This is a genomic window from candidate division WOR-3 bacterium (assembly GCA_039802205.1).
Classification (GTDB): Bacteria; Hydrothermota; Tepidihabitantia; order SM23-42; family JAOAFX01; genus JAOAFX01.
The window spans coordinates 1-23,143 of record JBDRWD010000032.1 but is presented as its reverse complement, the minus strand read 5'-3'; the positions used below and the strand labels follow the sequence as shown (position 1 = coordinate 23,143).

At 42.7% G+C, this 23,143-nt stretch carries 18 protein-coding genes; 8 read left to right on the top strand and 10 right to left on the bottom strand.

Going from position 1 to position 23,143, the window contains the following annotated elements:
• Positions 1 to 61: 61 nt before the first annotated feature.
• From ABIL39_07625 to ABIL39_07615, 3 genes are read right to left on the bottom strand one after another with little or no spacing between them, the layout of a single operon-like run.
• Positions 62 to 1,306 (bottom strand): ATP-binding protein, encoded by a 1,245-nt coding sequence (locus tag ABIL39_07625; protein ID MEO0165989.1) that lies wholly within the window; start codon positions 1,304 to 1,306, stop codon positions 62 to 64.
• A complete protein-coding gene (locus tag ABIL39_07620) occupies positions 1,303 to 1,974 on the bottom strand; it encodes a response regulator (protein ID MEO0165988.1) in 672 nt (223 codons plus the stop codon). Before ABIL39_07620 ends, ABIL39_07625 begins: the two co-directional genes overlap by 4 nt.
• The gene (locus tag ABIL39_07615; protein ID MEO0165987.1) at positions 1,971 to 3,347 is read right to left on the bottom strand and encodes an MBL fold metallo-hydrolase; all 1,377 of its coding nucleotides are present in this window, start codon (positions 3,345 to 3,347) and stop codon (positions 1,971 to 1,973) included. The genes ABIL39_07620 and ABIL39_07615 overlap by 4 nt, the downstream gene beginning before the upstream one ends.
• Before the next feature lie 325 nt (positions 3,348 to 3,672).
• Here ABIL39_07615 and ABIL39_07610 point away from each other — a divergent pair, with 325 nt between their 5' ends.
• The 4 genes from ABIL39_07610 (at position 3,673) to lgt (ending at position 7,740) form a co-directional block, all read left to right on the top strand.
• Complete coding sequence (locus ABIL39_07610) at positions 3,673 to 4,194, top strand: hypothetical protein (GenBank protein MEO0165986.1); 522 nt, start codon at positions 3,673 to 3,675, stop codon at positions 4,192 to 4,194.
• Positions 4,164 to 4,745 carry a T9SS type A sorting domain-containing protein gene (locus ABIL39_07605; protein ID MEO0165985.1) on the top strand — a complete coding sequence of 194 codons (582 nt, stop codon included), beginning with the start codon at positions 4,164 to 4,166 and terminating at the stop codon, positions 4,743 to 4,745. Before ABIL39_07610 ends, ABIL39_07605 begins: the two co-directional genes overlap by 31 nt.
• 188 nt (positions 4,746 to 4,933) lie before the next feature.
• Positions 4,934 to 6,973, top strand: a complete 2,040-nt coding sequence (locus tag ABIL39_07600; GenBank protein ID MEO0165984.1) for an elongation factor G — start codon at positions 4,934 to 4,936, stop codon at positions 6,971 to 6,973.
• Complete coding sequence (lgt, locus tag ABIL39_07595) at positions 6,970 to 7,740, top strand: prolipoprotein diacylglyceryl transferase (protein ID MEO0165983.1); 771 nt, start codon at positions 6,970 to 6,972, stop codon at positions 7,738 to 7,740. Before ABIL39_07600 ends, lgt begins: the two co-directional genes overlap by 4 nt.
• On the opposite strand, the gene ABIL39_07590 is transcribed toward lgt, so the two are convergent.
• Genes ABIL39_07590 through ABIL39_07580 form a run of 3 tightly spaced genes read right to left on the bottom strand, consistent with a single transcriptional unit; the run spans position 7,697 to position 10,005 of the window.
• The gene (locus ABIL39_07590; protein ID MEO0165982.1) at positions 7,697 to 8,872 is read right to left on the bottom strand and encodes a DUF5050 domain-containing protein; all 1,176 of its coding nucleotides are present in this window, start codon (positions 8,870 to 8,872) and stop codon (positions 7,697 to 7,699) included. The genes lgt and ABIL39_07590 overlap by 44 nt on opposite strands.
• Positions 8,856 to 9,776, bottom strand: coding sequence for a 4-hydroxythreonine-4-phosphate dehydrogenase PdxA (locus ABIL39_07585; GenBank protein MEO0165981.1), 921 nt, complete (start codon positions 9,774 to 9,776; stop codon positions 8,856 to 8,858). The genes ABIL39_07590 and ABIL39_07585 overlap by 17 nt, the downstream gene beginning before the upstream one ends.
• The gene (locus tag ABIL39_07580) at positions 9,751 to 10,005 is read right to left on the bottom strand and encodes a S4 domain-containing protein (protein ID MEO0165980.1); all 255 of its coding nucleotides are present in this window, start codon (positions 10,003 to 10,005) and stop codon (positions 9,751 to 9,753) included. The genes ABIL39_07585 and ABIL39_07580 overlap by 26 nt, the downstream gene beginning before the upstream one ends.
• 91 nt (positions 10,006 to 10,096) lie before the next feature.
• Here ABIL39_07580 and ABIL39_07575 point away from each other — a divergent pair, with 91 nt between their 5' ends.
• On the top strand, positions 10,097 to 11,587 hold the full coding sequence (locus ABIL39_07575; GenBank protein ID MEO0165979.1) for an aldehyde dehydrogenase family protein: 1,491 nt from the start codon (positions 10,097 to 10,099) through the stop codon (positions 11,585 to 11,587).
• A 9-nt stretch (positions 11,588 to 11,596) separates the two neighbouring features.
• Positions 11,597 to 12,925, top strand: a complete 1,329-nt coding sequence (locus tag ABIL39_07570; protein MEO0165978.1) for an acetyl ornithine aminotransferase family protein — start codon at positions 11,597 to 11,599, stop codon at positions 12,923 to 12,925.
• A 79-nt stretch (positions 12,926 to 13,004) separates the two neighbouring features.
• Here ABIL39_07570 and ABIL39_07565 read toward each other — a convergent pair whose 3' ends face one another.
• Together ABIL39_07565 and ABIL39_07560 are read right to left on the bottom strand one after the other, a co-directional pair.
• A complete protein-coding gene (locus tag ABIL39_07565; protein ID MEO0165977.1) occupies positions 13,005 to 13,481 on the bottom strand; it encodes a hypothetical protein in 477 nt (158 codons plus the stop codon).
• A 41-nt stretch (positions 13,482 to 13,522) separates the two neighbouring features.
• A complete protein-coding gene (locus ABIL39_07560) occupies positions 13,523 to 14,545 on the bottom strand; it encodes a CapA family protein (protein ID MEO0165976.1) in 1,023 nt (340 codons plus the stop codon).
• A gap of 170 nt (positions 14,546 to 14,715) precedes the next feature.
• Here ABIL39_07560 and asnA point away from each other — a divergent pair, with 170 nt between their 5' ends.
• Positions 14,716 to 15,885, top strand: coding sequence for an aspartate--ammonia ligase (asnA, locus tag ABIL39_07555; GenBank protein MEO0165975.1), 1,170 nt, complete (start codon positions 14,716 to 14,718; stop codon positions 15,883 to 15,885).
• Positions 15,886 to 15,933: 48 nt separating this feature from the next.
• On the opposite strand, the gene ABIL39_07550 is transcribed toward asnA, so the two are convergent.
• Positions 15,934 to 19,134: a S41 family peptidase gene (locus ABIL39_07550; protein MEO0165974.1), complete on the bottom strand. Its 3,201-nt coding sequence runs from the start codon at positions 19,132 to 19,134 to the stop codon at positions 15,934 to 15,936.
• A gap of 39 nt (positions 19,135 to 19,173) precedes the next feature.
• On the bottom strand, positions 19,174 to 20,538 hold the full coding sequence (gene rpoN, locus ABIL39_07545; GenBank protein ID MEO0165973.1) for an RNA polymerase factor sigma-54: 1,365 nt from the start codon (positions 20,536 to 20,538) through the stop codon (positions 19,174 to 19,176).
• Positions 20,539 to 20,627: 89 nt separating this feature from the next.
• On the opposite strand from rpoN, the gene ABIL39_07540 reads away from it, so the two are divergent.
• Entirely contained in the window at positions 20,628 to 23,057 is a 2,430-nt protein-coding gene (locus tag ABIL39_07540) for a YfhO family protein (protein ID MEO0165972.1), read from the top strand.
• Positions 23,058 to 23,143 lie beyond the last annotated feature (86 nt).

Sequence of the window (23,143 nt, the reverse complement as noted above, 5' to 3'; positions counted from 1 at the left end):
CTTTCACGGATATTATATCAGGAAGATGTTAAGTCTTAATTAAGCAAATGTTAAAAGATGGTTAAAAAGGAACCACGGGTAAAATGATGGTGAATCTTGAACCCTCCTGAAGGCGGCTTTCCACCTTTATCTCACCCTGATGGAGATAAACAATATGTTTGACGATTGATAGACCCAATCCGGTCCCTCCCTGCCTCCGGGAACGGGTTTTATCCACCGTATAAAATCTCTCAAAAATTCTTGGGATCTCATCGTTGGAAATCCCAATTCCGGTATCGGAGACAATAATAAAAAATTTGTCTTGTGCATATTTGATTTCAAGTTCCACTTTCCCCTTCTCCGTGAATTTAATCGCATTACTGATTAGATTTATTAATACTTGTTGAATCAAAAAACGATCTCCGGTGTATAATGGTAATTGGACAGGGTTAAATATCAGTTGCAAACCCTTTTCAGTCGCGGATTTCCGAAACAACTTCACAACTTCATTGCCCACCTCATTTAAATCAAATGTCTCTTTATCCAATTTTCGCTCCCGCCGCTCTACATCCGAAAGAATGAGCAGGTCAGAAACAATATTTATCAATCTTTCAATGTTTTCCCGCACGATTTTAATAAATTTTTCTCTATCCTTTTCTTCCAGGTCCGGCTCCTGGAGCGTATCCAGATAACCTTTGATTGCGGTCAAAGGAGTCCGCAATTCATGGGAGAGATTGGTGATGAAATCAGATTTGATACGTTCTAAATTTTTAGCATCCGTTATGTCACTAAAAAGATACAAAAAAAGTTGCTGGACTGGAAGAGAATAGCGGGTGACGATGAAGTATTTCCCACTATCTGGAAGGTTCAACTCTATGGATTCTGGGGTGATAGTCTCTAATTTTTTGCTGACGAAATCAATAAATGCCCTGTTGACTATTAACTCTTGAATCAGTTTCCCCGGCTGGGCAATCACCTCTCCCCAGTTCTCTTTGACAAACTTATTTGCCATAACAATCTCCCCATTCGGTTTGGTGAGAATAAAACCAATTTTCATTTCATCCAATATAATGTTCAATAATTCTTCACTCTTCTTTGCCCGGGCACTATTCTCCTCAAGTCGTTCCGCCAGGGTATTCAAATCTTTTATGATTTCGGACCATCTCCCTTTTGCCTTTTTAATCATCCGGGCGGAATAATTATCTTTTAATAAGTCCCGGGTATAATCAATGATATCTTTTAAATACCGCACATAAATCAAAATGTGGATAATGAGAAAGATAATTATACTGATTAAAACAAGGATTATCAGGACAGTAAGGGTCACTCGTTATCCAATTTGTAACCCACACCCCGGATGGTCTTGATAAATTTACCTGCCGGACCGAGCTTTTTGCGCAGATTGGTGATATGGACATCAATATTCCGGTCTAACACCAATCTACCCAATACCTCAAGTAGATTATCTCGGGTAAATACCCGCCGGGGGTTTTTCAAAAAGGCAGCAAGAACCTTAAATTCCGTAGGGGTAAGTTGCAGTTCCTGATCTTTATGAAAAACCTGATGTTTTTTAATGTCCAAAGTCAAATCTTCAAATTTTAAAATTTCTTCGGCTCCTTCGGGCATCAGGCGTCGGAAAAGTACTTTTATCCGCGCCAACAATTCGCGGATGCTGAATGGCTTAACTATATAATCATCTGCCCCGAGTTCCAAACCCAAAACTCTGTCCACCTCTTCACCCTTTGCAGTAAGAATGATAATCGGTAGCCGGCGTGTTCTTTCCTGGAACCGCAATTCTTTACATATCTCAAAACCATCAACATCAGGTAACATCAGATCAAGGATTAAAAGGTCCGGTGGATTTTTTAGAATGTAATTCAAACCCTCGTAACCATTTTGGAATCCCGTTACAGAATAGCCATTTCTCTCCAAGTTAAACTGTAATAAATCGAGTATCGCCGGATCGTCTTCTATTACTACGATTTTGTTTTTCATAATTCAATTTTGCTCATACATTCCGGAATTTCGGTGGCAATACCCATGGCACCTATTTTTTCTTTTAAGGCTACTGCCTCAATGATCTCGCCATGGATCAAAAATACTTTTTTCAAGCGGCTGTTTTTAATCGCCTTGACAAACTCAATCAGGTCGTTACTATCTGCATGGGCAGAAAGCCCGGCCATAAAATATACCTTTGCCCGGACATTGAATTTTGTATCAAAAATAAAAATTTCTTTATAACCATCAAGGAGTTTTCTACCAAGGGTTCCTGATGCCTGAAATCCAGTTAGAATTATGATATTATTTTCATTTTCTATGGAATGTATCAAATGGTGCAGTATCCTTCCTCCTTCACACATTCCTGAAGCCGATATGATAATCATCGGACCTCTTTTATCATTCAATTTTTTTGAGTCTTCCTGATCTTTGATGTAGGTAATACCAGAAAAATTAAATGGTTCATTTTTTACAAATTGGGCATAAGTTTCTTGATCAAAACATTCTGGATGTTTTTTAAAGACCTCCGTTACATCGGTCGCCAAGGGGCTATCCACATAAATAGGAATATCTTGTAAAGCTCCCTGCTCATATAAATTTTTAAGCATCGTCACCAACACCTGGGTTCTCTCTACCGCAAATGCCGGGATGATAATTTTGCTACGCTTTTCTTTCCCTTCCATTATTATATTCCTCAACTCTTCAGTCATCTGTTCAAACGAGCTATGAGTGCGGTTACCGTAGGTGGATTCAAGGATCAGATAATCAATATCTTCGGGAATTTCGGGGTCCCGGATTATGGGCATATTCTTCCTGCCTAAATCGCCACTAAAAAGGATTCGTTGATCATCAAATTCCAGCAAAATCTGGGCAGAACCAAGGATGTGTCCAGCATCATAGAAAGTTGCTTGCACACCTTCGACAGGTTCAAAGACATTATGGTAATTTACACCCCGAAAATACTTGAAGGTTTCCTCTGCATCCTTTATTGTGTAAAGAGGTTCCTTGGTGGGTAGTCCCACCTTTCTTTGTTTTTTATTGAAAAAGGCGATGTCGTGTTCGTGGAGATGAGCAGAATCAAGAAGTAAGAGTTCAGCAATATCCCGGGTCCCTGGAGTGCAAAAGATATCACCCCGGAAATTTTTTTTGACCAGGGTCGGGAGATTCCCAGAATGATCAAGATGGGCATGGGAGAGGATCACACTTTTTATTTCTTTGGGTTTAAATGGAAATGTTCGGTTTATCCGTTCGGCTTCAGCCCGGTGCCCCTGATAAAGGCCACATTCGATAAGAAATTTCTGCTTTTTGTATTCAAACAAGTGCATGGAACCCGTTACCGTCCTTGTCGCACCGATAAAAGTTATTTCCATAGAAGATAATAATCAAAATATTTAAAAGGTCAATATTTATTGTCAACATTTTCCGCCTACCTGAAAAAGTTGATTTTTGAACAAATCCTTTGTCCTCGCAAGAAAGGATCATTTTCCAACTTGAATTTTTTTATAATTATTATACAATTTAGAGACTGTTAGGAGGAATGATGAAGAAATTTTTAATCTTTTTGTAATCGGCTGGGGCCTTTGCCAGGACACACTCTGGACAAGGAGATATGATAATGGACTTGATGAAGCAGGTTATAGTGTTACGACTGATAATAATGGAAATATCATCGTTGCAGGGGTAACTTTTGATGCAATGAGTGGGACAGTACCAGGCAATTGTCTAATAGTAAAATATACTCCGAATGGAAATTTACTCTGGACAAAAGAATATGATGCAGGTGGTGATGACTGGTTAATTGATGTTGCAGTTGACCGGGAGAATAATATCATCGTAATGGGCTATACTTTTGATACTACAAGTTATTTTGCTCAGGCCTTAATTATTAAGTATTCTCCATCTGGTGATACAATATGGTCGAGACGATATCAAGGTGTTTTCTTTGATATGGCCCCAGGAGTAACTACAGATTCAACGAACAACATCTATGTAAGTGGTTTAAGTTTCAATGGAAATACCTATGATCTTTTTTTATTAAAATATTCGTCAAATGGCGATCTGGTGTGGGATAGAATTTATGATAATGGTTTTGATGAAATAGGATATCGGGCAGATGTTAGTAGCGATCAGTCTGTTACGGTGTGCGGAATTGTTTATCCACCTGGACAAAAGTTTATAACTTTAATGTGGATGACATATGCACGGATATTGCAATAGATTCTGGAGATAACATCTGCCTAACGGGCGCTACAGGGGCTTATCCTGCCTATGATATCCTGACCGTTAAATGTAATCCAAACGGTGATACAATCTGGTCAAGGATATTTGATTATGGTGGTGATGATGAGGCACTTGGTATTGCTATAAACTCCAATAATGATATCTTTGTCACAGGATTTTCAGAAGGAAATTTATATGATTACTTGATCCTCCGTTATACAGATTCAGGATATTTGAAATGGGAAGGAAGAGTTGATACCGGGAATGATGACCAGGGGCTCGGTATTGCCGTTAACAATTCCGACAATATAATTGTCAGCGGTGCATCTTATAATGGGAGTAATTATGATTTTCTCATTGTTAAATACCACCCTGATGTCGGGATAAGTGAATATGTAAAGCAAAGAAAATCAGCGCCTAAAATCTTCCCCAATCCGACATCGGACAAAATTTACCTGCAGACTTCAAAAAGTAAGGGGACGGTTGAAATCAAAATCTACGATGTATGTGGAAGGTGCGTTAAAGCAAAAAATTTGAAGAAAAAATGATTTGTTATCAATCCCAATCTCAGATCTTGTACCAGGTACATATTTCATGGAAATTAGAAACCAAAGTCAAAAAACAATGAATAAATTAGTTATCATGCGTTAAAAAATCATAAAACTTGACTTTAGGTAAAAATATGATATAATCAATAGCCTGACTTTCATTGATTTTATATTAAGGAGGTATTTTTATGGGACAGAAAGGGTTAAAGAATATTGGTTTCTTTGGACATGCCGGCTGTGGCAAGACAACCCTGGCCGATGGAATTGCGTTTATTTGCGGTGCCAATACCCGTTTGGGCAAGGTGAGCGACGGCACGAGCATGTTTGATGTTGATCCTGATGAACAGAAACGGGGTTGCAGTCTGTCATTGGGACTGGCTACTTTTGACTATAACGGAACGACTCTCAATATCATCGACACGCCCGGCTATGCTGATTTTATCGGCGAGATGTTGAGCGGCCTTTATGCAGTGGATATCTGCGTCATTGTTGTCGATGCCACTACCGGTATTGCCGTGGGAACGGAAAGAATTTTGCATGAGGCGACGAAGAAAAATTTGCCCATCGTCTTTTTTGTGAATAAATTAAAAAAAGAAAATACCGATTTTTATAATATTTTGAATGGTCTGCAGGAATTATCAAAACGAAAAATCATCCCCTTCAATCTGCCGGTGGGGGTTGCCGAAAAGTTCGTAGGGGTAGCAAACATCATCACCGAAAAGGCATATATCACCAAAGAGGGTAAGACCACTGCCGAGGCAATCCCACCCGACCTGAAAGAAATAATAACCAAGTATCAGGAATTATTCATTGAGGTAGCAGCGGATAGCGATGATAACCTAATGAACAAATACTTGGAAACCGGATCTTTGAGTATCCCTGAATGCATTCCGGCAGTAAAGAAGGCAATTATTGAAAATAAGGCTGCACCCTGTTTTTGTGGTGAAGGATTGGAATTGATCGGGCTGGAAGATTTTCTCAATATGATTCAGGAATTTCTACCTTCTTATGAAGAACTTCCTGAGATTGTAGTAGATGGTAATGTGATTAAAAGGAACGAAAATGAACCCTTTGTCGGCTATGTCTTTAAAACGATTGTGGAACCCCATTTAGGTGAACTGTGTTATATCAAAGTGCTGAGTGGTAAATTGAGTATGGGTGATGCCGTTAATAACACCACCCAGAATACCGAAGAAAAAATCTCCCAGATATATTTCATCAAAGGCAAAGAAAAAAAAGAAACCAATCTTCTTACCGCAGGAATGATCGCGGGTCTTGTGAAGTTGAAAAACACCCATACTGGCGACACGCTTGCCAAGACCAATATTAAATTACCGCCGATTGAGTTTCCTGCTCCTTCCATCTCCATGGCGATTGTACCCAAGGCTAAGGGCGATGAAGAAAAAATATCCAATGGATTAGCAAAACTGCGGGCTGAAGATCCTACCTTCAGTTTTGCTTATGATCATGAAATTAAACAATTAATCATCTCCGGGATTGGTGAATTACATCTCGATGTGATTTTGGCACGCCTCCAGCGTAAATACGGGGTGAACGTGGAACTGACCAAAACCAAGATAAAATACCGCGAGACCTTCACCAGAAAAACCGAAGCCCAGGGTAAGTATAAAAAACAGACCGGCGGCCATGGACAGTATGGGGATTGCTGGCTCCGGGTTGAACCTTTGCCCCGGGGTTCAGGAGTCCAGTTTGCAGAAGAGATCTTTGGAGGTGCCATACCCGCCCGATATATCCCATCGGTCGAAAAAGGCGTGCGGGAAGCCTTGGAAAAGGGATATCTTGCTGGTTATCCCATAACCGATGTTAAAGTGACGGTCTATGATGGTTCATACCATCCAGTGGATTCTTCAGATATTGCCTTCCAGATTGCCGCGGCAATGGCGATCAGGGCGAATGCGGAGAAAGGAAATGTGGTCCTCCTGGAACCAATAATGGAGGTAGAAGTTTATGTGCCCGAGGAATTCATGGGCGATGTGATTGGTGACATCAACAGCCGCAGGGGTAAGATAATGGGTATGGAGGCAATTGGGAAAATCCAGGTGGTGAAGGCAATGGTTCCTGAAGCTGAGATGTATAAATACTCCACGAGCCTCCGTTCAATGACCCAAGGTCGGGGATATTTTACGATGAAGTTCCATCATTATGAAGAGGTCCCCAAGGAGATAAGTCAGAAGATAATTGAAGAAGCAAAAAAAGAGAATAAATGAGACCCCTACTTATAAAGGTGGACGGCTTGGGCATCCCCAGCTATGGGACGATGCTGGTGATATCCTTTCTCGTCGCGCTATTTCTCGTCAAAAGGGAAGCAAAAAAACACAATATCCCACCGGTGCTCATTGAGAATCTCGCATTTTGGTTGATGGTTGGGGTGATCATTGGTGGTCGTATTCTTTATGTAGTATTTCACCCCACCGAGTTCCAAGATGTAACAAGTATCTTTGCAATCTGGAATGGCGGGATGATGTTTTTCGGAGGGTTTATCGGTGCTTTTATAGCTGGTTTCCTGTATATAAAAAAGCAAAACCTTCCGGTCCTCTTGCTCAGTGATATGGTAAGCCCCTCGATTGCCCTGGGCGAATTCTTCACCCGTATCGGCTGTTTTCTTAACGGCTGTTGCTTCGGTCTTCCTACCCACCTGCCTTGGGGCGTTCACTTTCCCCGTGGCTCATTTGCCTACCGTGCCGGGTTTGACTGTCCAATCCATCCCACCCAGTTATACTCCTCTCTCTTCGGTCTTTTTCTTTTTTTCTTTCTCCAGCGCCTGCTCCGGCGCCCGCATCTGCGTGGCGAAGTCTTCGCTTACTTTTTAATTTTTTATGGCGGTTTTCGCTTCGGGATTGATTTTATCAGGTATTACGAAAATCTCGGTAATTTTTTGATCAATCAGGTTATCTCTGTAATCGGGGTCGTTGTCGGGATTATCTTACTCCTCAGGGCGAAGAGATCTGTTCCTCAAGACCCAGAACATTCCTGATTTTTGAGGCAATCACCTCTGCTGAAATTGGTGCTTCTAAATTTATAAAGTAGAGATTCCATAAATCCTTGACTTTTCTTGATAATACAATCCTTTTGCCATCGCTGCTCACCCTGGGATTCCAGTCCGGAACTTGGTTATAGGTCAGACGCACCAGCATCTCTTTTTTCACATCAAACATATAGATTTCAAACTCTCCATCCATGTTCGACCGGAAGAACAAATAATTCCCGGCCAGATGAGGATCGGTTTCATCGTATTTCGTGTAATATAACAAACGCTCACCGGATCCATCCGGTTTCATGATATATATATCTTCGCTTCCGTTCCGTTTTGAAGAAAAAACAATGAATTTACCATCAGGGGTGAAAGAAGGAAAACCATCCCAGAATTTATTTTTGGTGAGACGAAATGCGAGGCGTTGTAGCAGGTTTACTTTATATATTTCCCAGTTGCCATCGCGATTCGAGACATAGACAAGTTCCCGACCATCAGGTGAAAAGGCAGGGGCAAAATCAGTATAATCGTTATCGGTGATTTTCAGCGTTGAATCCTTATTTATATCATAAAGATATATCTCTTCATCACCATCAATATTCGAGACATAGGCTATCTTATCGCCCAGTGGTGAGAATGCGGGGTCGGTATTCATCCCCCTAAAAGTCAATTTTTTCACAATCGTCCCATCCAGTTTAATCAGATAAATATCGGCGATATCCTTTTTGGCTGCTGCGACCGCGAGCATTTCATTATCCGGTCCAAAACAACCCTTGAATTGATTCATCCGACCCATAGGAATAGGACTCGAAGAAAAAGGTTCCATCTTTAATGATTTCGTAAGCAAGAGTTTCAATTCCATACTATCTTTTAGCGGTGTATTTAGCTCCAACAGTTTCAAAAAATGCTCATACGACCTTTGCAAAGAATCACACTGAATATAAGCAAGGGCGAGATTGTAATGAATTTCAGGATTGAGGGAATCGGTGAGTAATGCCTTATTAAGAGTCTTTATTGCTTCAATATATTTACCTTTTTTTATCGCATCAGCCGCATCCTTAATATTGCCTTTTGAGGTGCAGTGCATGAGCAAAATTAATAAAATTCCCGTTAAAAGTTTATGATACCTTTTCATATCTAACTCCTTTCTTAAACATCTTAATACCCAGTCTCAGGGCATCGACCATACCTTTTGCATCGGCCATATTTTTTCCGGCGATATCTAATGCTGCCCCGGATAACGGTGAAAGACGGATGATAGGTAAACCCAGAGTCCAGTTGACACCACCTTTTTTTGCCTTTAAATAGACAAAACCCTGGTCATGATACATTACGAGATAACCATCAAAATTTCTCTTGAATAAAGAATCAGCAGGATACGGTCCAAAGACATTCAATCCCATCTTCTGGGCGCGCCTGATACCCTGCTCAATTTGCTGCTCTTCTCCGTAACTGAATTCCACACCATGGGGATTGAGTGCTGAAACACCGATAGTGGGATTATCAAGTGAAAAATATCTCTTCAGTCCTTCGGCAAACAGTCTCAATTTCATGAAGATAGCATTTTTATCTATCGCCTTGGGAACATCAGCGATCGGCAAATGGGTAGTTAAGAACATAATCTTTATCTTATCTACGATACCCACCATCGCAAAGTCTTTGGTCTTAAAATAGCGGGCGAGGTATTCGGTATGTCCGATGAAGTCTCGGTCAAATTTTTTTATGACGCTCTTGACAATGGGAGCGGTGATGAGAATGTCGGGTGAGGCATTAAGTGCTGCTTGTAGAGCTGAAAGGGCAATTCGGCCGGTTTTCTGGTCGGGATGACCGAATTGGAAATCCAAATCAGAGACCGTATCAATAACAAAGTCTTTGATAAGGTGAAAATTTTCCTCCAAACCCAGCCTTTCCGCGGTGCGGGCTAATATTTTTTTATTCCCATAGATGGATGGATGAAACCTCAGGAATTGGGGCAACGCCTTCAAAATCAATTCCGGACCGATACCTGAAGGATCACCGAGTGTGACTGCAATCTTCATAATATTCAAAGACTTCGCTCTTGCGAACATTACCTTCCGGAATCTGTAAAACCCGATAGCATCTCACACCTTTTATTGTTTCCAGTTCAATAATATCGCCAATTTTTACTGAATGGGCGGGTCGGGCTATCCGACCATTCACCTTCACCAATCCCTTATCACATAACTCCTTTGCTGCTGAGCGCTGTTTTATTATCAGGGTCTTTTTTAAAAAAAGGTCCAAACGCATGGTGGTTGATTATAAGAGAAATCCTAAAAAAAGTCAATATATTGACTTTACAACTTTTTTGACTATAATCTTTAATCACAAAGGAGCAAAAATGAAGGAATACAAAAATTTTATCAATGGCAAATTTCTGGATTCCAAGTCTGGGAGGACCTACGAAGATAGAAATCCCGCGAACTGGGATGAAGTAATCGGGATCTTTCCCAAATCCAATGCCGAGGATTTGAATATGGCAGTGGAGGCGGCGAAGAAAGCCTATCCTAAATGGCGTGCCGTTCCCCTTCCGAAAAAAGCAGAAATAATGCGCCGGGCTGCCGAAATCATGATTGCCCGGAAAGAAGAGGCTGCAAGGTTGATGACCCGAGAAATGGGCAAGGTCTTGAAAGAGACCCGTGGAGATTACCAGGAAGGAATTGATACCGCACTATACGCCGCCGGACAAGGCCGGAGGTATTTTGGCTATACAGTCCCTTCTGAATTACCCAATAAGATATGCTTTACAAGGCGCGATCCGATGGGAGTCTGGGGACTTATCACTCCCTGGAACTTTCCCGTTGCTATCCCTTCCTGGAAAATATTTCCTTGTCTTTTGAGCGGCAATACCGCAGTCATAAAACCCGCCACAGACACGCCCGCATCAGCTGGCGAACTGGTCCAGGTTCTTTATGAAGCAGGATTACCTGAAGGAGTATTGAATATCGTCTATGGTGGAGGTGGAGAAATTGGTGAAGCAATGCTCAGTCATCCGGATATTGTAGGAATCTCTTTCACTGGTTCCTCGGATGTCGGGCGGAGAATCGGAGAAGTCTGTGGCAAGACCTTGAAACGGTGCTCGCTTGAACTCGGTGGTAAGAATGGACAGGTTGTACTTGCGGATGCCAATTTAGAACTCGCCCTGGATGGCGTGATCTGGGGTGCCTTCGGCACCACAGGTCAGCGTTGCACTGCTACATCAAGATTAATTCTTGAAGAACCGATCTACGATAAATTTATTGAGATGCTAAAAGCCCGGGTGGAAAAATTGAAACTGGGCAATGGCTTGGATGAGACGGTTGATGTCGGACCCCTTATCAACAAGGCGCAGCGCGATACGGTCGCAATGTATGTGGAAATTGGTAAAAAAGAAGGAGCAAAGTTGCTGACGGGTGGTGAACCATACACCGAAGGTGAGTGTGCCAAGGGCTGGTTTTATAAACCGACTGTCTTCATCGATGTCCTGCCCACCATGCGCATCGCCCAGGAAGAGATATTTGGTCCGGTGCTCTCGGTCATTAAAGCCAAAAATTTTGAAGAGGCGATAAAAATTCTTAATGGCACCACCTATGGTCTGTCTTCCAGTATTTATACCAATGACTTGAATAAAGCCCAGAAGGCGATGGAACTGGCGGAGACCGGTATCGTATATATCAATGCACCGACGATCGGCGCCGAGTGCCATTTACCCTTTGGTGGAATGAAAAACACCGGAAATGGCCATCGGGAAGGTGGCTGGACTGCTTATGAAATATTCACCGAAGTAAAGACCGTCTATATAGACTATTCCGGGACCCTCCAGCGGGCACAGATTGACACCTGGAATGAGTAGAAGTTAAAAATGAAGAAACCAAGAATAATTACTGAGCTACCTGGACCACGGGCACGGGAATTTTTGAGGCGGGATGCCAAATATATCTCTCCCTCATATACCCGTGCTTATCCAGCGGTGATAGAAAAGGGTAGCGGGGTCTGGGTCACTGATGTCGATGGGAATGAATTCTTAGACTTCTCTTCGGGAATTGCTGTTCTTGCTACTGGCCATTGTCATCCAGAAGTAGTGAAGACAATTCAAAACCAGGCAGAAAAACTAATTCATATGTCCGGAACCGATTTTTATTATCCCTATCAGATAGACCTCGCCGAAAAACTGGCGGAGATAGTACCTGGCGGCAAAAATAAAAAAGTATTCTTTGGGAATTCAGGTGCTGAGGCGGTTGAGTGTGCGATGAAACTCGCCCGTTATCACACCCGGCGCCCCCGTTATATTGCCTTCACTGGTGCCTTTCATGGCCGCACATTCGGTGCCCTATCCCTCACCTCTTCAAAAGCTGGACAGCGCCGATTCTTCGGTCCTTTATTACCCGATGTAACACATGTTCCTTATGCCTACTGTTTCCGCTGTCCTTTCAACCTTTCTTATCCAACCTGCAATCTTGAGTGCGTCAAATACATAGAAGAGGTGGTCTTCAGAAAGATTGCGCCCCCTGAAGAAGTCGCAGCAATATTCGTTGAACCGATTCAGGGCGAAGGCGGGTATGTAGTGCCTCCGGATGGTTTTTTACCGGCACTGAGGAAGTTGTGTAATGAGTATGATATCATCCTTGTGGATGATGAAGTCCAGACAGGCATGGGACGAACTGGTAAAATGTTTGCGATAGAACATTATAACACCAAGGCAGATATGTATTGTATTGCCAAGGGCATCGCCTCAGGATTACCCCTTGGTGTCTGCGTTGCCAACAGCAGTCTTATGGATTGGCCACCCGGTGCCCATGCCTCAACATTCGGTGGTAATCCTGTCTCCTGTGCTGCTGCCCTGAAAACGATTGAACTGTTGGAAAATGGCTTGATTGAAAATGCCGCGAAACTTGGTGCACTTGCCCTTGAAAGATTGAATGAATGGAAGGAATTCTATGATTTTATCGGCGATGTCCGTGGAAAAGGATTGATGCTGGGCATAGAATTGGTCTCCGATAAAAAGACCAAAACGCCGGTAAAGGATAAAAGGGATGGGGTTGTGTATGAAGCATTCAAACAGGGGCTTTTGATCTTAGGTGCTGGCGAGACAACCCTCCGCATTATCCCACCTTTGATCATAACCGAAGAAGAACTCCAAACCGGGCTGGATATTCTGGAAAAGGCAATTAAAAAAGTATTCAAGGTTTAAATTATTAGTGCTTTTTTATTATGCCCAATAATAAAAAAGGGGACCTGTGGTCCCCTTTTTTTCAATCCTTCAAGCAATCTTAAGGATTTCGGTATAATCCAAACTGGCATTCAGCAGTATCGGCCCGGCTCATTTCATAATCATCGTAGGCGACAAAATAAAGCTGGGCCTTCGCTTCATAGACGTTATTATTTACCAGATAGGCGAGCACCGTATCAACCGGCAAAGGAACATTTTCCAGGATAAATGTATCAACTTTTGTCGGTTCTACAATACCTTTTATTTTCATGTAAAGAGAAATTTCAAATGGCCCGAAGAATTTCGTACCATCCTTGGTATAATATTCCCAAAGCATCTTCTTGATCGTGCAATCCACCGAATTTTTGGCGACAAAATGGATCTCTGAAATATTGGCATAACCTCCATTATCAACCGGTGCGGCAACAGGATCGATAAAAGTAACCTCAATATCTGGCTTAAGTTTGACCGACTCCTTGGTAAAATCACAAGCCACAAATAATAATGCAATCCCTGCAATAGCAAGCATTTTTCTCATCATACCTCCTTGATAATTTTACATATTCTATCCAGGATTTTTCATTTGTCAAGAGGCAAAAAATTTTTATTGTAAATCCTGCCCTCATCGGTAAAGTAGGGGGCAGTATTGGGAAAATCTTCCTGGCTGAGGTTTTTTATCAACTTAAAGGCACGCTGTAATGAATCCAATTCCAAAATTCCACCGGGCTTTTGTATTGCCGAAATTATCTCGCCAGCGATAAAGATACCGCACGAATCAAGAAAAACTTTAAGGATTGGTGCATAACCACGCACGCCCTCAATATTAAATCCATAGGTGAAAAAATTACCCAGGCTGTAAGCAATCAAACGGTCTTTATACACTTCCAGTGCCCGCGGAACATGCGGACCATGTCCCCAGACCAGATCCGCCCCACTATCAATCACTGCCCGCGCAAATCTTACCACATTCCCACGGGGTGAACCCAGAAAATATTCCATTGTGTCACGGGTATGGAGAAAATCTATCCCTTCACCACCTCCATGGAACGAAACAATCACAATATCAAACTCCTGGGCCCTTTGTGCTACAATCTTTTGAGCCCGTGGAATATCAAGTATTGAATTACCCCAGTCAGCCTGAGAGAAAGAAATAATACAGATTTTTTTATTTTTGACCACAAATAAACCGTTCTTATCATCCAGTCCATACTGAATTCCATTAGCATGTAAAGACTCAATTGTAGAAGTAAGGCCTTCGGTTCCGAAATCGTTGATATGATTATTTTTTAGATTCATAAAATCAAATCCAGCTTCCAAAAGATATCGGGCATAGCGTGTAGGGGTTCTGAATGCATATACCTTCCCTTCAGTTATTTTTTTTGTGCATTCTCCCTGCTCGGTGAGGGGTCCTTCAAGATTGCCCATGGTTAAATCACCTTCCTGTAAAACCTCCCTCACATTTACAAAGATATTCGCCCCATCATATGGCGGCAATCGGACTGCTGGATATGTCGTGCCCATCATGATATCACCTACGGCGATTATCTTTAATGTATCCCCGAAGAGCAATCCAGTAGCCAAAAAAAGGGTTATCATCTGCATCGTTTATTTTATTCAAATAAAACAATAAATCAAGCAAAAACAAATGATTATGGAAAAAATAGTGGAACCAGAATAATTTCCTGTTGACATTGCCGAATTTTTGTGGATAATATACAGGATTAGTTGTGCAAATAGCCCATTTTAAAAATTTTAATGAAAGGAGGAGTCAAATGCCCAGAAAAGCCAAAGCTAAAACCACTAAGAAATTAAAGAAAACTGGAAAAGAAGCCGATCTTGCCGGTCCGGGTGTGAGTACTTATGAAGAAGTTGAAAAAGTCCTTCCTAATGATTATGAACCCCTACTTCCGCCCTTGGAAAGGATGCGAGCATTATTTGCGGTGAAGGAGTATATTGAGAAGAATCTCTGCAAAGAATTGAATCTGACAATGGTCCAGGTTCCGCTGATTGTGACCAAGGAAAGCGGGGTGAATGATTATCTGGATCGTGACGGCTCCCGGACACCGATTGAATTTAAGTGTGGACTCGGTTTAAAAAAACCGATTGAAGCCCAGATTGTCCAGGCTGCAACCAAATGGAAGAGGATGGCGCTGGCACAGTTTGGGTGTAAGCCTGGCGAGGGCATCCTCACCGATATGCGCGCGGTAAGAAAAGATTATTTTATGGACCATGACCATTCCTGCTATGTCGACCAGTGGGACTGGGAAAAGGTGATCACTCCGGAACAAAGGAATTTAGATTATCTGAAAGAAACCGTGCGTAAGATCTGGAAGGTAATTTATGGAGCGGCGAAATTTGCCCAGGAAAACTGGCCCCAGTTGCGGACCTCTAAGTATATGGATTTTCCCGAGGAAATAAAATTTTTACATGCGGAAGATATCCTGGATATGTATCCGAATTTACCGCGCAAACAGCGGGAGACGATGATTTTACAAAAATATCCGGCAATCTTTATCATCGGTATCGGCTGGACCTTAAAAGATGGCTATCCCCATGAAATGCGGGCCGCGGATTACGATGACTGGGTGACTGAGACTGTTTCCGAAGACGGTCGGCCGATGCATGGTTTAAATGGGGATATCCTTGTCTGGAATCCGGTTACCCGCCGGCGGCATGAATTGAGCTCGATGGGTATCCGGGTGACCAAAGAGACCCTTAAAAAACAACTCGAGATCACCGGGCAACTCCACTTCTTAAAATTCCCCTATCATCAGGCGATACTCAACGATAAAATCCCTTTAAGCATCGGTGGTGGAATCGGACAATCCCGCACCTATATGTATATTCTGCGCACTGCGCATCTTGGTGAGGTGAGTGTCTCGGTCTGGCCCAAGGAACTAAAAGAGATCTGCGAGAAGCGGAATATCTACGTCCTTGAATAATCTAAAGAAGAATCAGAAAGCCCCTCAGTAAAGAGGGGCTTTTTTATTTTACCAGGGCAATTTTAAGACCGGTTTTTTCCCGAAGCGGGGTATGCGTGGTTTTGTCTCTCTAATCAGTTTTAAACATTCACGAATGGCAGCAAGCAGCTGGGTATCACGACCTTTTATATAATCCTGAGGTGTTATATCCACTTCAATATCCGGTTCTGTTCCGTAATTCTCCACGCCCCAGCCCACATCAAAAAACCAGAATGAGTATTCAGGTTGGGTAGTAAGACCACCATCGGAAAGACGGTAGTAGGGAGAGATGCCGATCACCCCACCCCAAGTCCTCTTCCCGATCAAAGGTCCAATCTTATACAATTTGAAGCCATGGCTGAAGATATCCCCATCTGACCCCGCATATTCATTTGTTATTGCGACGATAGGACCGAGGACGGATTCCGAGGGATAGGGTTCGGGAGTGCTCCAACGGGTAATATCATAACCAATCCTTTGCCGGCGGAGACGTTCCAAGAGAAGCTGGGAAACATGTCCACCCCGGTTAAAACGGACATCAACGATAAGACCGGTATATTTTATCTCGCTCAAAAAATAGCGATGGAATTCCCCATAACCCCAGGGACCCATATCCGGAATATGGACATAACCAATCTGGTCATTGCTCAAACGATGGACCAATTCGCGATTCCTCTCCACCCATTCCCGGTACCGGGCCGGAGCTTCATCAGCCAGGGCTTTTACCGAGACCCTCCGGATATTTTTGCCATCGGAGCGGGCAACGGTGATGGTGATCTCGGCTTTGCCGCGATTGACGAGTAGTTCGCCAGGCTGGATCTTTTTATTCAAACGGATACCGTTGATCTCAAGTAGGAGGTCCCCTTCTTTGATATTCAGTCCTGGAGCCAAAAGTGGTGAAGAAGCATTAGGATCCCAAGGGTCACCTTTGATGATCCTGATGAATCGGTATGCTTTCCTCTTTTCGTCATAAACGATATCCGCACCCAAAAAACCCTGGGTATATTTCGGCTCTTCCCGGTAATCACCACCGAATTCATAGGCATGGGAAGTCCCCAGTTCTCCCTGCATCTCCCAGATCAAATCGGAGAATTCGCTCCGGGTTCCGATTCGCTCCAAGAGGGGTAGATATTTCTTATATACCTTTTTCCAGTCCACGCCCGACATATCCTTGGTCCAGAAATGGTCGCGCTGGAGCCGCCAGGCATCGCGATACATCTGCTGCCATTCTAATTTGGGTTCGACAAGGAGTTTTATCCGTGCAAGATCGATATAGCCACTTTTTATTCCGGGGGGTTCTTTTTCAAGTTTCTGTTCAATCTTCTCAACCGGTTTTATGACCCGCAAACGATCTTTGCTTCGATAGACAATAATCTCATTGTTTTGGGCAACCTTGAAATCGGTGACCCCGCTTATAATCACACCTTCCTTTTGCTCTTTAAAATCGTAAAATGAGAGTGTGCCATCCGCAGGTAGTTCAGTTGAAAACCAGGCGGCTTTTCCACCCTTCATCGGAAAGAGTGTATAAAGAACTCTGTCTTTTATTCCCCAGATTTGTTTATACAAACCATGATTGACCGGCAAGGGCAATATCCTTTCCGTGATCCCATCAATATCAATTTTTATCTTTTGGGAAATTTTCTTTTTTCCTGAAGGGGGAACAGAACTACTGGCATCCAGCGGTGCTGGGGCAGGTTTGGAATATTTAAATGGATCAGGCAGGTCTTTGCGGAGTAAAATCAAATAGGGTTTGATATGTGCCGGAAAAGAAAGTTCAAATTGCACTGTATCATAGACCGGGTCAAAGATCCGGGCAGATAAAAAGTAAAGATATTTACCATCCGGATCAAAACTCGGAGCAAAATCGTATAAAACACTTCTTGTTGCAAAATATGTCTTCTTTTTCTGGACATCTGCCAGTTTAATACAGGTGGTCCTTTCCGAATCCGCATAACTGTAAGCAAGCCATCTTCCATCCGCGGACCAGGTAATACCACTTATCCGGCGATATTTACTCTTGTCAAGAATCATCCGTTTTTTTGTTTTTAAATTCACAAGAATTAATTCATTACGGTGGTTGGTCAGGGCCACCAATGATGCCTTAGGTGAAGGTTCAAGCTCTATGGGTCTACCGATATCGAGCACTGGCAATGAAGTACTTTTATCATTTTCTGTATCATATATCTGGAGCGTATCCTCGCCCTTTTCATCCGTGACGACGATAACTCTTTTCCCATCAAAGAGATAGCGGCCCAAACGATAACGGGCACCCATCATCTGACCATGCTGGAGAACCGGACCCGACCAATTCGCGAATGAAAAAACCTTGCCCCGGGCGGTAACGGTTAGGGCTTTGCCTTCGGGATGTATCCCATAATCTTCAAGATATTTGCTGGCATCGACATATTTGCGCTGGGTTTGAACCCGGGGGCTGCGAAAATCAATCCTCACCTTCTCAACCCGTTCTTCCGCAGGGTATAAAACATAGATATCACCTCCGGCATGATAGACAATATTTTTGCCATCGGTCTGGGCATTGCGGACATAAAAATCTGAATGATGGGTGTGTTTCTTTAAATCCCTACCCTGAAGGTTACAGGAATAGATATTTCCAATTCCTTCGTGGTCCGAGATGAAGTATATTCGGTCATTTATCCACATGGGATCAGCAAGATTGCCTTTTATCTTTAGTAGTTTTCTAAAATTGCCCTGCTCCTCAGGATCAATCCATATCTCGCCTACTGTGCCGCCGCGGTAACGTTTCCAGCGTGCCGGATCCGCGGTATTCCTTCCAATCACCACGCCCTTTTGTGGTCCAAAGGAGATTGTGCGTGCCGGTCCAACCGGTATCATTTGCGGAATATCCTTATCTTTGTCCACGGTGTATACATACATCAAACCCGGATACCACTGACCCGTATCACTCACAAAGACAATCCTTTTGCCATCGCGGGTCCAGCCTCTAACGATCGTATTGGCACCGAGAAAAGTAAGCCTTCTTGCCGGTCCACCTTTCAGCGCAAGACAATAGACCTCACTGTTTCCCTCTTCCCGACCTGTGAAAGCAACATATTCTCCGTCGGGTGAAATACTACAATGTGTAATCCTTCCCAGGTTAGAAGTCAACCGAACCGCAACTCCACCTTTTGTTGATACCAACCACAAGTCATCCTCACAGACAAAAACTATCAAATCTTTATTGATACTGGGAAAACGATAATAGCCGTCCATTATATCTCCTTAAATAATAAAATTGTTGACTCTGGGCAATTAATTCCCCTCAATCCTGCGCAGATTATGCGGAGGAATATGGAGCATCTCCCGGTATTTAGTAACCGTGCGTCGGGAGATGGTGATGCCCATGCGACTGAGTTTTTTAGCAATCTGGACATCAGAAAGAGGTGCCGTCTTATCTTCATTCTGGATTACCTCTTTAATCTTTTCAAAGATAAAGGTCTTATCGGTCTTCCCAACGGGCGCGGAGAAGAAAAATTTCAATTTATGTATCCCACGGGGAGATTCAAGATATTTATTGGCGATTGCACGGGATACCGTGGAAGGGTTAACACCCAGCTGTTTGGCAAAATCAACGATGGTGATCGATTTAAGAAAGCCCTCACCCTTGAGGAAATAATCTTTTTGATATTCTAAAAGGGCGCGGATGATCTTAGTAAGAGTTACCCTTCTTTTTTCAATCGCCCGGATTAAATTGTACGCGGCTTTTAATTTCTGTTTGATGAATTCCGCATCTTCACTATTCTGATTTACCTTATCCAGATATTCTCGTTTAATCCTGATTCTCGGCATGTTCTCATCATTCAAGCGGACTCCCAAATCATTATCCTGCCAGAAAACAATAAAATCAGGATAAACATAGGGTGAATCCGCTGAGGAATACTGCAAACCAGGCTTGGGATCAAGTTTCATAATCACCGATCTTGCCTGATTTAGTCGGTTTTCATCAATATTCAATGCTGCCAGACATTCCCTGAAATTTCCGCTTCTCAGATTTTTTAAATAATCGCGCACCAGGATGTATTCTACTGAATCCGGTGGATAACCGAGTTGTTTTAACTGGATTAAAAGTGGTTCACGGACATCGCGCCAGGCACATCCCACTGGGTCAAAGAGTTGTATTTCTTTTCTTACTTTTTCAATCTCCTCCAGAGTATAGCCCTCGCGTGTTAGTTCTTCCGGAGCGATGGTCAAATAACCATCATCTTCGATATTGGAGATCAGCAACTCCGCAATTTCGAGTTCCCGACCGGTAAATTTCCGCTCTGCCTGGCGCATGAGATGGTCATATAGTTTGTCATTCTGCGCCGGGGTATTTTCAAAAAGATCCAGCTGTTCTTCCGTTGGTTCGTCTGCTGGCATGATATCTTCTCGCGCATAAAAATCAAGGAGCTCAAAATTTTCCTCCTGAGTGCTCCGGGCATTTGCACCTTCCTCCAAATCCGTTTCCAATTCCTCTTCAACCTCCTCAAGCAGAGGATTGGTATCAAGTTCCTGGCGGATTAATGCCTCTAACTCAATATTGGGCATCTCTAAGAGTTTTAAATAGTAAGTAAGCGTATGTATCAATCCCGGACTTAATTCCAAACCATGATAGAGACCTGAACCTTTTTTATTCATAAGATTACATTTATATTATAATTCGGGGTGATAAAAAGTCAAGGAAGAAGAATAACTTGACTTGGTGGTTAATCTGATTATACTTTCCCATGACAAAAAAGAGTAAAACGCAACCGGTAACCTTGAATTTCTTCGATGCCCACTGGGAAAAACTAACCCTGCTTTTTCTTTTTCTTCTTCCATTAATTTATTTCGCTCCATTTCTTTCACCAAACCGGATGATTGCGGGTTCGGATTATCTACTTGATGGTTATCCTTTTGAAAAGTATGCGCTGGAAAACGGTGGCTTTGTGTTCTGGTATCCCATGGTCTTTGGTGGTTTTCCAGCCCTCGGTGCACCGGTGGGTGGGCAGTTAGCACCCCTTGCCTGGTTAAAATTTCTCCTGCCACCTCAGATTGCTCATTGTGTAACATTCATCATCCTCTTTTTTATCGCGGGAGTTGGAATGTATCTCTACCTTAAAGCGCTCAATCTTTCAAAATACGCTGCCACATTGGGCGCCTTCGTATATCAATGGATCGGCAATCTTGCAACCACCCCTGAAGCCGGGCATACCGGCCGGGCCGCGAGCATCGCGATATTAGGCATAACCCTGTTCTTTCTCCATCAGGCTTTATCCACTCGGAAAATCAATTATTCTATTCTTCTCGCCATCGCCATCGCCTTTGCCTTTTATCAGGGACATTTCCAGATCACCTACTACAGTTTGATTTTGTTCATTGGCTATGTAATACACTTCCTTGTCACTCGACGCAAGGAATTACACAAAAGCGACTATCTCAAAATCATCGCCTACGGTGTTTTTTCAATCGTTCTCATTTTTTTCTTAATGGCGGTTATCTGGTTGCCGGTTTTGGGTGGAATGAAGGCTGTCGCCCGTGGCCTGGAGCGTGGTTATGAATATGCGGCGAGCTGGAGTCTACCGCCGATTGAAATATTCGACCTTCTGGTTCCCAACTTTTCCGGCGGCTTAGAAAACTACTGGAGTAAAAACCCTATGAAACTTCACACGGAATTTTTCGGGGTGGTAATATTGATATTTGCGTTATCGGGATTAATTTTCAATTGGAGAAAAAATTATCTTAAATTCTTTTTTATCACCGGTTTGATCGCTTTATTATATGCCTTTGGTAGTGCAACATTTGTTCATCGGTTATTCTACGAACTCGTCCCGGGCTTTAAATTGATGCGTGCACCCGGACTTGCCTTTTACCTTGTAGCATTCAGCACGATTGTAATCGGTGCTTTCGGTTTCGAAGAAATAATCATTAAAAAAAATCTTGATCAAAAACGTTTCATAATCAGCGGGATTATTATTCTTATCGCCTATCTGCTTATCTCATTTCTTATCGCTCCAGCAATCGCTGAAGCGGAAGCCGGGATAAAAATCAATTATTTCAAACGCAACCTCCCTTCCTATTATAATCAGGCATTCTTCACCCTGGTTATAACCATCTTAACCATCACCTTCGGTTACCTTTCCATAAAGAAAAAAATACCGGCGCCCACCACCACTTGCATATTTGTGGTGCTTACTTTATTCCATCAATTGCCGATCATGATAAAGTATCTGCCTTCCGGACCCGCACCCGAGATTTATTATCAGGCTGATGAAGTGGTAAATTTTTTGAAAAACGATAATTCGGTCTTTCGGGTCTTTCCTTTCCAGTATGGGACACGGGGTGAGCATGATCGTGATTCCTATCTATTATATCACAACATCCAGAGCGCCGGGGGTTATATTGCTAATCCAATTCAGCGCTATCAGGACTTAATCGGCGCAGGCATGAGTGTGATGTTCAATCCCCAGCATTTAATTCAATATCCGAAGTTTGTGGATATTTTAAATCTCAAATACATCGTTGCCCCGAATCTGCCCGAGGATCTCTCGGGATACGATCAAAACTCGCGGCGGATCATTCTTATGATAAAAGGTTATCTGGCGCGCTTCCGACCGGTATATAAAGGTTATCAATATACCATCTACCAGAATGATAGCGTTTTACCACGGGCGGTTATTCTTTTTGATTATGTAGTATTACCACCAGAAAATATCATTGATTACATGAAATCACCTTCCTTTAATCCCCGGGAATTACTAATCCTTGAAGACAGTCTCCCCTATCCACATCCCCCAAAAATACCGGCAATGGTAGAGGCGAAAATAAAAAAATATTCACCCAATCAGATAGTCATTGAAACCGATGCTCCCCAGCCCGGTTTTCTCTTATTGATTGATAACTGGCATCCAGACTGGCAAGTAATGGTGGATGGGAAAAAAGAAAAACTATTACGTGCCAATTATACATTCCGGGCGGTTTATCTCCCACCGGGTAAACATAATGTCGTCTTTGAGTACAAATCCCTTCCATTTATTATTGGAATGATAATCACGGTCACCACAATTGCAGCATTGTTAGGATTTTATGTCCCTTTCGGACTCTGGCGCCTGGCGGTGGAATATCGGGTCAAATCTGTCAGACCAACACCTAAATCTTCTTTGAAAAATAGTCAATAGTTAAATTTAATTATTGCATATTTGTCTACTTTGATTATAATTAATCAAGTCATTCTTCTTTTGGTGCCTAATGGCACATCGTACCT